General features: G+C 48.1%; 8 protein-coding genes. 3 read left to right on the forward strand and 5 right to left on the reverse strand.

Annotated features, from left to right (window positions below; genetic code table 11):
• Window positions 1-253: 253 nt before the first annotated feature.
• On the reverse strand, window positions 254-1,864 hold the full coding sequence (locus N2K84_RS19325; protein WP_282593483.1) for a sigma-54 interaction domain-containing protein: 1,611 nt from the start codon (window positions 1,862-1,864) through the stop codon (window positions 254-256).
• Between the two features lie 179 nt (window positions 1,865-2,043).
• On the opposite strand from N2K84_RS19325, the gene N2K84_RS19330 reads away from it, so the two are divergent.
• Window positions 2,044-2,790, forward strand: coding sequence for a polyprenol monophosphomannose synthase (locus tag N2K84_RS19330; RefSeq protein ID WP_282593484.1), 747 nt, complete (start codon window positions 2,044-2,046; stop codon window positions 2,788-2,790).
• A gap of 121 nt (window positions 2,791-2,911) precedes the next feature.
• Entirely contained in the window at window positions 2,912-4,252 is a 1,341-nt protein-coding gene (locus N2K84_RS19335) for a dihydroorotase (RefSeq protein ID WP_282593485.1), read from the forward strand.
• 61 nt (window positions 4,253-4,313) lie between these two features.
• On the opposite strand, the gene N2K84_RS19340 is transcribed toward N2K84_RS19335, so the two are convergent.
• Both N2K84_RS19340 and N2K84_RS19345 read right to left on the reverse strand, forming a co-directional pair.
• Window positions 4,314-5,186 (reverse strand): Cbp1 family collagen-binding glycoprotein adhesin, encoded by an 873-nt coding sequence (locus N2K84_RS19340; protein ID WP_282593486.1) that lies wholly within the window; start codon window positions 5,184-5,186, stop codon window positions 4,314-4,316.
• Between the two features lie 273 nt (window positions 5,187-5,459).
• The gene (locus N2K84_RS19345) at window positions 5,460-5,831 is read right to left on the reverse strand and encodes a thioredoxin family protein (RefSeq protein WP_282593487.1); all 372 of its coding nucleotides are present in this window, start codon (window positions 5,829-5,831) and stop codon (window positions 5,460-5,462) included.
• A 200-nt stretch (window positions 5,832-6,031) separates the two neighbouring features.
• Between N2K84_RS19345 and mfd the strand changes: the two genes are divergently transcribed.
• A complete protein-coding gene (gene mfd, locus N2K84_RS19350) occupies window positions 6,032-9,352 on the forward strand; it encodes a transcription-repair coupling factor (protein WP_282593488.1) in 3,321 nt (1,106 codons plus the stop codon).
• 65 nt (window positions 9,353-9,417) lie between these two features.
• Here the strand turns inward: mfd and N2K84_RS19355 are convergent, their stop codons facing one another.
• Together N2K84_RS19355 and N2K84_RS19360 are read right to left on the reverse strand one after the other, a co-directional pair.
• A complete protein-coding gene (locus tag N2K84_RS19355; RefSeq protein WP_282593489.1) occupies window positions 9,418-9,891 on the reverse strand; it encodes a DUF2846 domain-containing protein in 474 nt (157 codons plus the stop codon).
• Window positions 9,892-9,958: 67 nt separating this feature from the next.
• Window positions 9,959-11,233, reverse strand: a complete 1,275-nt coding sequence (locus tag N2K84_RS19360; RefSeq protein ID WP_282593490.1) for an AmpG family muropeptide MFS transporter — start codon at window positions 11,231-11,233, stop codon at window positions 9,959-9,961.
• Between the last annotated feature and the right edge of the window lie 266 nt (window positions 11,234-11,499).

Here is an 11,499-nt window from a genome sequence, read left to right on the forward strand (position 1 = left end):
TGTGATGCCCTTCGCTGATTTTTGACTTGAAAACCCAAAATAAAAAAAGAGACTGAACTCTTTTGAGACAGCCTCGTACGTGGCTTTCCCGTTTTGGGGCATTTCGGATTTTATCCGGCGTGTAAGGACACGGAATGCCGTGGCCGGACCGATGGTGATGAGCTTACAGGGGCAGTTTAACATCTTCTATGAGAAAGAGTAGATTTAATCCCTAAAAGCAATTTCACGGCAGCCTTAAACAAATGGTCTGCGGTTACACTTTAAACCGCCAGGCGTCAATTTCATATTTTTTGATGCGGGTCCCCAACATGCGTTCGGTCACTTTCAGCATATCAGCAGCCTTGGCAATATTGCCTTTGGTTGTGGTGAGCGCTTCGCGGATCAGTTGTTTTTCAACCTGCTCTACGGTGTACATCAGTCCGCCTTTGGCCTGAGTGTTCGAAGAGTCGGCGGTTTGCAACGAAGGCGGCAGGTTATAACTGTGGATCACATTGTCGGGGGTCAGGATGCAAGCCCGCTCGATACAGTTTTCCAGCTCACGGATGTTCCCGGGCCACGAATACACCATCAGCATATTGAGGGCCGAAGTAGTGATCCGCTTCACTTGTGCGCCGTTTCGCTTGTTAAATTTCTCAATAAAATGATCGACCAGCAGCGGAATGTCGTCTCGACGTTCGCGCAGGGGAGGAATATACAAGGGGAACACATTGATGCGGTAAAACAAATCCTCACGAAACTCTCCCTTGTCAATCAGCTCTTCCAGGTTCCGGTTGGTGGCTGCAACAATGCGCACATCCACCCGAATGGTTTCCGTGCCGCCCAATCGCTCAAACTCACGTTGCTGCAAAATGCGCAGTATTTTCACCTGGGTTGAAAGCGGTATGTCCCCAATCTCATCCAGAAAGATGGTTCCACCGTCAGCCAGTTCAAAACGCCCCTTTCTCCGACTTTCGGCACCGGTAAATGCGCCCTTTTCGTGCCCGAACAACTCGCTCTCGATCAGCGAATCGGGCAACGCCGAACAGTTCACTTTCACAAAATTATTTTTGGCACGCTTGCTGGTAAAATGAATGGCATCAGCGATAAGTTCTTTTCCGATACCGCTTTCCCCGCGAATCAAAACGGTTGAATTGGTTTCGGCCACCATGTTCACCAGCGAATAAACATCCCGCATTTTACCGGAATTGCCAATGATATTGACCGGACGGTGCTCATCCTTTAGCTGACTTTGAAGCTCTTGGTTTTTTTGCCGCAGCAGCTCCAGCTCCTCCATCCGTTCTTGCTTGGAACTGACTACCCGCGAAATCAATCCACCAATAATTGAAAGCAGGTTCAGGTTTTCGTCATTGGTAATATGAGGATTGAATGGGCGGATCAAACTCAGCGTGCCGGTCACCTTGCCGTCTTCCATAACAGGCACACAAATGAAGCTGAGCTCCTTCCCGTCCTTGGTAGTCAATTCCTGCTGGGTGCGGTTCAAAAACAGGCTCGACTTGGAAATTTTTTCGATAACAATAGGACGGGCCAGCTCAACGACCCGGCCGATTATCCCTTCGCCCAACTCATATTTTCCACGCGCCTGTTGGGCCGAACTGAAGCCATAGGCCGCTTCAATATAAATTGTCGCGTTTTTACGGTTGAAGATGGTCAAAAAACTACGTTCGGCATTCAGGTGTTTAACCAGTAATTCCAGGATGACGGACAGGTCATTCTTTAACTCCTTGCTTCGGATTAACCGCTCGCTAATCTCCGAAAGAAGCATCAGCTCTTTAAGCCCGTAACATTCATTTCCCGCCTTTTTGCACTTAAATTCCATACGCTCCTCTCCTCTGGCCACAAGCCATACCAATAATCTATTTGTCACAAATTTCGAAACTTTAACATACATTTCGCCATAATACAATGTCTTTTTATACCATTTTAACAATACATTAACACCTATAACGACAAATCACACCACTACCAAACTTTTATCCGGCTTCTTATTATGCGGATCTCGGGTAAAAACTATAATTTCGCAACAATTATCCCGAAAGTAATTACGTGAAAAAGAACCTGGTAATCATTCCCACTTACAACGAGAAAGAGAACATTGAGAAAATGGTTCGCAAAGTATTCTCGTTGCCCACATCTTTTGAACTTTTGATTATTGACGACAATTCGCCCGACGGAACGGCCGCCATCGTCAAAAAACTGCAAACGGAATTTCCTAAACAACTGCACCTGCTCCAACGCGAAGGAAAACTGGGGCTGGGCACGGCATACCTGAGCGGGTTTAAATGGGCCCTGGCGCACGGCGCCGACTTGATTTTTGAAATGGATTGTGACTTTTCGCACAACCCGGAAGACCTGGAAAGACTGTACGATGCCTGCGCCAACCAAGGCGCCGATTTGGCTATCGGCTCGCGCTACATCCGCGGGATCAATGTCATCAACTGGCCACTCGGACGGGTTTTGATGTCGTATGCAGCCTCCGTTTACGTCAGGCTTATCACCGGCATGAAAATCATGGATACCACTGCCGGCTTCAAATGTTACCGCAAAGAAGTTCTCCAAACCATCGATCTGGACAACATCCGGCTGAAAGGCTACGGCTTTCAGGTTGAAATGAAGTTCACGGCCTGGAAACATGGCTTCAATCTCATTGAAGTTCCCATCATTTTTACAGACCGGCAAGAGGGAAGTTCGAAAATGAGCGGCGGCATCTTCAACGAAGCCTTGTGGGGGATATTGAAAATGAAAATCAGAAGCTGGTTTAAAAAATATCCGCCACTGAAAACCAGCGCATAAGCGCCTTTTAAAAACTAAACATGAACAAATTCAACCGTTCGTGAATTAATTAAGGCTGCAGGAACGTAGCCTTTTATTTTATGGATTCGTAATTTAACCAGAGAACACAAAATATACTACCATGAAGACCATCATCCACCAGGCCACCATCATCAACGAAGGAGAACGATTTACGGGAAGTGTTTTAGTTGAAGGGGAATTTATCAAGAAAATTTACCGGGATGAAGTTCCGGAGGCTGATCTACAGCGAGCAACCGTGGTTGATGCAGAAGGCAAATACCTGATCCCCGGGGCCATCGACGATCAGGTGCACTTCCGGGAACCTGGCCTGACACACAAAGGCGATATCATGTCCGAATCAAGGGCCGCAGCCGCAGGCGGGGTAACATCGTACATGGAAATGCCCAATACCAACCCGCAAACGACCAGCCAGGCTGAGCTTGAGAAAAAATACGCCCGCGCTGCCGAAGTGTCAGCGGTCAATTATTCGTTTTACATGGGCGCCACCAACAACAACCTGGATGAAGTCTTAAAAACCGATCCCCGAAGAGTTTGCGGCATCAAGGTGTTTATGGGCTCATCCACCGGGAACATGCTGGTGGACAACGAAAAAATCTTATCCGAAATTTTCAGGAACGCGCCCACCCTTGTAGCGACCCACTGTGAGGATGAAGAAATTATCCAGCGAAACACAGAAATTTACCGCCAAAAGTACGGCGAGATCGTCCCGATATCGAGACATCCCCGTATTCGTAGTGCCGAAGCTTGTTATAAATCATCCTCCAAAGCGGTAGAACTGGCCGCAAAATTTGGCACAAGGTTGCACGTGCTGCACCTCTCCACTGCCGATGAAATGTCGCTGTTTCAAGCCGGGCCGGTAAAAGACAAAAAAATTACAGCCGAAGTGTGTGTACACCACTTATGGTTTGAGGAGAAAGATTATATCGAATACGGAACCCGCATCAAATGGAACCCTGCCATAAAATCAGCCGACGACCGGATTGCCCTCTGGGAAGCCTTGCTGGCTGACAAAATTGATGTGATTGCCACCGATCACGCCCCGCACACGCTCGACGAAAAATCACACCCTTACTTCAAGGCGCCATCCGGCGGACCTTTGGTGCAACATTCATTGACCGCCATGTTCGAATTTGTGAACCAAGGCCGGATTAGCGCTGAAAAAGTGGTCGAAAAGATGTGCCACGCCCCCGCCGATCTGTTCCGGATTGACCGCCGCGGGTACATTCGCGAAGGCTATTATGGCGACCTGGTGATAGTCAACCCGGAGAAAGAATGGGTGGTTTGCCCGGAAAATATCATTTATAAATGTGGTTGGTCGCCATTTGAAGGGACCACCTTCCACACACAGGTTTCCAAAACCTTCGTTAACGGCCAGCTGGTTTACGACCGAGGGCATATCGAAACAACTATCCGGGGCAAAAGACTGGATTTCAACTACTAAAACACAAAACGACCGGAAAACAAGATTCTCCGGTCGTTTATTTTGATGCTGTATTGATCTTCTAGTTGGTTACGGCGATAATCAGATATTTCGAGCTTTTCCAAAATTCCTGCGGGTTGTCGATCACCAGGCTTTCAACAGGTTTTTCGCCTTCAAAGTGATAGGAACCTTCCGGGTGCGAAGTCACCAATTGTGCCTTTTTCACATGTAGGTCCAGGGAGGTCAGCTCGCGGATGTCCACCATCGTAAAATATTCCTGGTTAAAGTCCTTTCTCATAACCAGGGTGCGGCCAATGCCCAGGAACCCGCCCTCTTTATCAATGACGCCGTTGTCGAAAAGTTCATTTACGGTACCAAAGGCGTAATAGCCCAAATTCATAGCAACGGTCTGTTCCTCGATGGTTCTGACGTTCTGCTGAATAACCTCATCCTTCCGTAAGCTTTCCGAAGCCATCGACTCCAGGCGCGTATTCAGTCCACTGATGTCAATCTGCAGCTTCTGCAACTCGGCATTCAGAGTGGCAATTTCCGCGTCCTTTTGCTCCACCTGCCGGTTAAGCACCAGCACGGCACGCTGCAATTCGGCCACCTTCGAACCGGACGAGCTAAGCTGCTTTTGCAGTTTCACCACCAGTTCTTTGTTCTTTTGCAACAACTCCTGAATGGTGCGGATATCGCTCACAATCTGATCCCGCTGGCTTTTCTTCATCTCTTGCCCGCTGCTGGTTTCGAGCCGGACAATTTCTTCCACCTGCTTAATCGAATCCAGATTTTCCTGAATTTCTGTCATCACAGAAACAAAATCGAGTATGGCTGAGTCCTTCTCAATTGCAGCCTGGACAATACTATCCTGCATGGCTTGCATACGATCCAATTTTTTCTGTTGGCACGAAACCAACCCGAAGACCACGACGATCAATAATATCTTTCTCATAATGATAAATTTTATGGGTTGATGATCCTTCCTTCCCAATTTTTAATTATCAAAGATATGTCGGTTTTGATCATTCATCCTATGGCTTGTCAACTTTTTTTCAGGAATGCGGACCTGGCTGTTTGTATTTTTCTACCATGACAGCGACTATCCCCTTCATCGATTCCTAAAAAAAATCCACCGAATCGTCGATGGATTTTCAATCTATTACAACCTGCACAGGCGCTAACCTGTCAAAACAAATTAATACCCGGCGCTGAAACAAATGTTCAGCTATCCGGGTATTTTCCCCACTTCTTCCCCCTTCACTAATTTCTTTTCCAGGATGGCTGCGATCTGCTCTTTACTTTGAATACTGCTGGTTGCATGCACCAATTCGCCGTTTTTGTAATAAACTACAAAGGGCAAGCCCATAAAACCACGGCACTCGGGGGCATTCCGTATAACGGCAGCAGCCGGGATATCGAATTCCATATCCGCAAAAACAACTTGTTCGTATTCATTTTCGAGCTCGCTCATAGCGGCGTATACTGGGATGCACATCGGGCCCATCCGGCCACAGCACACCATGACATTTTCATTTTCTGCAATCAGTTTTTCATGTTCGTCTGCCGACAAAACGTGTCTTAAATTTGTGTGAAGCATGATTTTAATATTTTTTGTATTTACATATTTGCATTAATCAATTTGTATGCCATTTTTTTTGAAGGCAGTCAGGCTGCCATTATTGGCGTTCCGATCAGCCGGATCTGACCTGATCCTGGAGAATTTCCCAAAATACAAACCACGGCCCAGCCAGCTCAACCAAAACAAATGATTATCTTTGCCGCCAAATTAGCCTTGATTTGGAATTGACAAAATTTCGGCAGTTGTTCGAAAAAAGCGAAGCTATTCAGCGCGTCTTTAAACAGGTAAATACCCCGGGTGAAAAGTTTCACCTGCGCGGATTGATCGGTTCTTCTCAAACGGTTTTCGCCTCCATCCTGTCGGAAAAGCTGAAGCAGCCAATCGTTTACATACTGAACGACAAGGAAGAAGCCGCCTACTTTTACGACGATCTCAACAACCTGCACACAGCCAGCAATGTGCTGTTTTTCCCTAGTTCATATAAACGCTCCATCCAATACGAACAGCTGGAACAGGAAAATATCATTCTGCGCACCGAAGTGCTGAACCAACTGCGTGAGCAAACCCCGGTCAGCATTGTTACTTATCCGGAAGCGCTGGTCGAGAAAGTGATTACCGGCGAAGCGCTGGCATCCAACAGCTTTCAGGTACACAAAGGCGATAAGCTTTCCATTGAATTCCTGAACGATGTGTTGTTTGAATACGGGTTCGAGCGTGTTGATTTTGTGTTTGAGCCCGGACAATATTCCATTCGCGGAAGTTTGGTTGATATTTACTCGTTCTCCAACGAAGATCCCTACCGGCTCGACTTTTTTGGCGACGAGGTGGACAGCATCCGCAGCTTCGACATCGACAACCAGATTTCGAAGGAACAACTCGCCAAAATTGTCATCATCCCCAACATACAAAGTGGGCTCGATGAAGAAAAACGCGACAACTTCCTGAATTTTATTCCAGCCCAAAGTTTGGTGATGGGGCGTGACATCCGTCTGGTGGCCGACTTGATCGACACGATGTACACACAAACATCAAACCAGGAAACCACGCATGGCCGGGTAATTTCGGGTGATGATTTTTTAAGCGCGCTGGAAAAATTCACCCTCCTTGAAACAGGCAATATACCGTTTCTCAAGTCCCGGGAGGTGTTTACCTTCAACACATCACCACAACCGACCTTCAACAAAAACTTTGAACTGCTGGCCAACAACCTGCAGGATAATGATGAAAAGGGCTACCGAAATTTCATCCTGTCGTCCAGCATCAAACAAATAGAACGACTGCATGCCATCTTCGACGACCAGGAGCTGAATGTGCCCTTTATCGATCTAAACTTTACGCTTCACGAAGGATTTATCGACCATGACCTGAAAATTTGCTGCTATACCGATCATCAGATTTTTGAACGTTACCACCGTTTCATAATAAAAAGCCGCAAGGAACAAAAGGAAAGCATCACGCTGAAAGAGCTGAACAAGCTGCACCCGGGCGATTATGTCGTTCATATTGATCATGGTATCGGTAAGTTTGCCGGACTGGTGAAAACCGAGGTGAACGGTAAAATGCAGGAAGCGATCCGCCTCACCTATCGCGACAATGATGTGCTGCTGGTGAGCATCCACTCGCTGCACCGCATCTCGAAATACAAGGGGAAAGACGGGGTTGAGCCCAAAATCAACAAACTGGGAAGCGGAGCCTGGCAAAAGCTGAAAGACCGCACCAAAAGCAAGGTGAAAGATATTGCCCGCGACCTGATTGCCTTGTACGCCAAACGTCGCCAGGAAAAAGGCTTTGCCTTCTCGCCCGATTCGTACCTGCAAACCGAGCTGGAAGCATCCTTCATTTTTGAAGACACGCCCGACCAGATGAAAACCACGCAGGCCGTAAAAGAAGACATGGAACGCTACATTCCGATGGACCGGCTGGTTTGCGGCGATGTGGGATTCGGTAAAACGGAAATTGCTGTCCGTGCCGCCTTTAAAGCCGTTGCCGACAGCAAACAGGTAGCCGTGCTGGTGCCTACCACCATTCTTGCGCTGCAACATTTCAAAACCTTCGCCGACCGGCTGAAAGATTTCCCCGCGAAAATTGAATACGTCAGCCGCCTGCGCCCTGCCGCCGAAGTAAAAAGAATTATCAAGGAAGTGGAGGCCGGAAATATCGACATCCTGATCGGCACGCACCGCTTGGTTGGAAAAGACGTAAAATTCAAGGACCTGGGCTTGTTGATTGTTGACGAGGAACAGAAATTCGGTGTCTCGGTGAAGGAAAAGCTGAAACAGCTGAAAGTGAACGTTGACACGCTCACGCTGACAGCCACGCCAATCCCGCGTACGTTGCAATTTTCGCTGATGGGCGCCCGCGACCTGTCGATCATCCAAACACCACCGCCCAACCGCTACCCGATTGTTACCGAACTGCACGGGTTTAACGAAGATATCATCCGCGAAGCCATTAATTATGAGATTGCCCGCAACGGACAGGTTTTCTTCATTCACAACCGGGTGCAAAATATCCATGAGGTAGAAGCAGTCATCAAACGACTGGTACCGGGCGTGAAAACCGTCGTTGGGCACGGACAGATGGACGGGCCAAGGCTCGAAAAAATCATGCTCGACTTTATCAATGGCGAACACGACGTGCTGATTGCCACAACCATTATCGAATCGGGGCTGGACATTCCCAACGCGAATACCATCATCATCAACCATGCTGAAAACTTTGGGCTGAGCGACTTGCACCAGTTGCGCGGACGCGTTGGCCGGTCTAACAAAAAGGCGTTTTGCTACCTGCTGGCCCCTCCCCTGTCGCTGGTCAGCCCCGAGGCCAGGCGCCGGTTGCAGGCCATCGAAGAATTTTCAGACCTAGGCAGCGGGTTCAATATTGCCATGCGCGATCTCGACATTCGCGGCGCTGGCGACCTGCTCGGCGCCGAACAAAGCGGTTTTATTGCCGACATCGGTTACGAAACCTACCACCGCATCCTGAACGAAGCTATTCAGGAGCTGAAACACGACGAGTACAAAGATTTGTTTGAAGAAGAAAAAGCAGATGCCGGAAAGGCCTTTCTTCAAAACAAGTTCACCAGCGATTGCCAGATTGACACCGATATGGAACTGCTGTTCCCCGACCAGTTTATCCAGAGTATTTCCGAGCGCATGTTGCTGTACCGTGAACTGGACAGCATGGAAAGCGAAGAAAGCTTGCTTCAGTTTGAACAGGGGCTGGTTGACCGTTTTGGCAAACTTCCGCCTCAAAGTGTGGAATTGCTGGAAGTGGTTCGGTTGCGCTGGCTGGCCATCGAACTGGGCATTGAGCGGATCATCCTGAAAAATAAAAAGATGATTTGCTACTTCATTTCCGATCCGCAATCAACCTATTATCAATCGCCGGCCTTCTCGAAAATACTTCAGTTTGTGCAGCAGAACCCCAATAAATGCCGCATGAAGGAAAAGCAGAACAAATTAAGCCTGAGCTTTGAGCAGGTGGAATCGGTGGCAAAAGCCAAAGCGATTCTGGGCGAGGTCAACCAAAAACTTTAGATAAAAAAGCCGTAATAAGTCAAAATGAGGGCCAGCAATTCTCAAATGCCGGCCCTCATTTTGTCTTAACGCCCTATTTTACTTTTCTGTGCCTTTTTTTCCTTCCTCTCATCGTAATTCTCCGGAATACAATTGGTGTCTTCAACACAATCGGCCAGGATGGTATTAGCCGAATTTTCTGTCACTTCCTGACAGTAAAGATTGTTCTTTAGTACTCCGGTTTGAAAAACCATCTGCACATAATAGTTTTTTCCCTCTTCCACATTAATTACGATTGGCTCAGCCTTGGCTTTGGCCTGTTTCCCGCCAAACTGAACAGTAAACGTATGCTCCCCCTCAGGAACCTCGTGAATTGAATACCGCTTGTTATTCAATTTACAGACTAACTGATCGTCGATAAAAGCCGTAAACGCTGCGGCTGAACCCTGAAAACCCGTCGATCGGATAAAATAGACTTTCCCAAATTTATCCTGGGAAAAACTAGTTAACGAAAGGCCCACCCCAATCGCCAACACGGTCAAAAATTTGATTGTTCTCATAACTCCGGTTTTTTAGTTACTAATTTACTCGATTTATTCAGACTTGTAGTTACGAAAGAGCTACATATTATCGCTTCATTCCGAATGTTGGGTCAATTTTCAGGAAGTTGACGACGACAAAGCCGGGAATCGTACAAATCATCACCCAAATAAAAAAGTACTGGTATCCCATCATTTCCTGTATCCAGCCGCTGACCATTCCCGGAAGCATCATCCCCAGGGCCATAAAGCCGGTACACAGCGCGTAATGGGCCGTTTTGTGCCTGCCGTCGGACAGGTAGATCATGTACAGCATGTAGGCCGTAAACCCAAAGCCGTAGCCAAACTGTTCCACCATTACCGAGGCGGTGACAATGCCCAAATGCTGGGGTTGCACAAAGGCCAGGAAAACGTAAACCAGGTTGGGCAGGTTCATGGCCAGCACCATCGGCCAGAGCCACTTTTTCATGCCGTGGCGCGAAACGGCAATACCCCCAAGGATTCCGCCCAGCATCAGCGCGATAATCCCGGCCGTTCCATACACAAAGCCGATGTTGCTGGTCGTCAATCCCAACCCGCCATCAGCCAAATCATCCAGCAGAAACGGAGACGCCAGTTTTACCAGTTGCGCCTCGCCCAACCGAAAAACCAAAATAAACACCAGGGCCACGCCAATACCCGGCTTTTGAAAGAAAGAAACAAAGGTTTCCAGAAAATCGGCCATCACGTCCTTCAACCCTTTACCTCCCCGTTGATCGTCAGCAGGCGGATGGGGCAAAATAAACAGGTGCCAGAAGCAGAAGGCCACAAACAGCCCCGCCAGGATAAAAAAAGTGATGCTCCAGGCCCAGGAAGTATTTTCGGCGATACCCTCCATGTGCCCGGCCAGAATAACCAGCGGGCCCTGCCCGGCAAGCATGGCAAAACGGTAAAAGGTATTGCGGATGCCCACAAAAAAAGCCTGGTCGTGGGTGGAAAGGCCCAGCATGTAAAAGCCATCGGCGGCAATGTCGTGCGTGGCCGAACTGAACGCCATCAGCCAAAGAAATGCCAAACTGTATTGAAAGAAATTGCTCATGGGGAGGGTAAAAGCCACCCCGGCCAGCGCCCCGCCAACCAGCAGCTGCATACTGATGATCCAGAATCGCTTCGTGCGTAGGTTGTCCACAACCGGGCTCCAGATGGGTTTGATCACCCAGGGAAGGTACAGCCAGCTGGTGTACAGCGCAATGTCGGTGTTCGAAACATTGAGCCGCTTGTACATGATCACCGAAACGGTCATGACAAAAACGTAAGGCAGCCCTTCGGCGAAATACAAAGAGGGAATCCAGGCCCAGGCGTTGCGCGTTGTCACTTTTTTCATAGATGTGTGTTTAGAGACAGGACGTAGCATCCTTTCGCGGCACAAAATATAATTAAATTCTCCGACTTTAAACAGAACTTAGCCGGTCGGCAGGGAAATCGCTTTTCGGAATTAAATGCCATTCTTTTGATTAGAAAATGTTAAACTGCTCTTTTATGGTTGTCACCATCCGTCCGAGGCTGTCCAAAAAGTAGATTCTGGTTTTTGTGAGCTTGCAAATTGTTAGCCATTCCTCATTTTACCCCTCCAAACCTCCCCTAAAGGTG

The organism is Gaoshiqia sediminis, from assembly GCF_025907915.1.
Classification (GTDB): Bacteria; Bacteroidota; Bacteroidia; order Bacteroidales; family Prolixibacteraceae; genus Gaoshiqia; species Gaoshiqia sediminis.

Excerpts from the sequence above, each read along its gene's own strand:
- N2K84_RS19335 (WP_282593485.1), top strand. The coding sequence starts at position 2,912 with ATGAAGACCATCATCCACCAGGCCACCATCATCAACGAAGGAGAACGA.
- N2K84_RS19340 (WP_282593486.1), bottom strand. The coding sequence starts at position 5,186 with ATGAGAAAGATATTATTGATCGTCGTGGTCTTCGGGTTGGTTTCGTGC.
- N2K84_RS19345 (WP_282593487.1), bottom strand. The coding sequence starts at position 5,831 with ATGCTTCACACAAATTTAAGACACGTTTTGTCGGCAGACGAACATGAA.
- N2K84_RS19355 (WP_282593489.1), bottom strand. The coding sequence starts at position 9,891 with ATGAGAACAATCAAATTTTTGACCGTGTTGGCGATTGGGGTGGGCCTT.
- N2K84_RS19360 (WP_282593490.1), bottom strand. The coding sequence starts at position 11,233 with ATGAAAAAAGTGACAACGCGCAACGCCTGGGCCTGGATTCCCTCTTTG.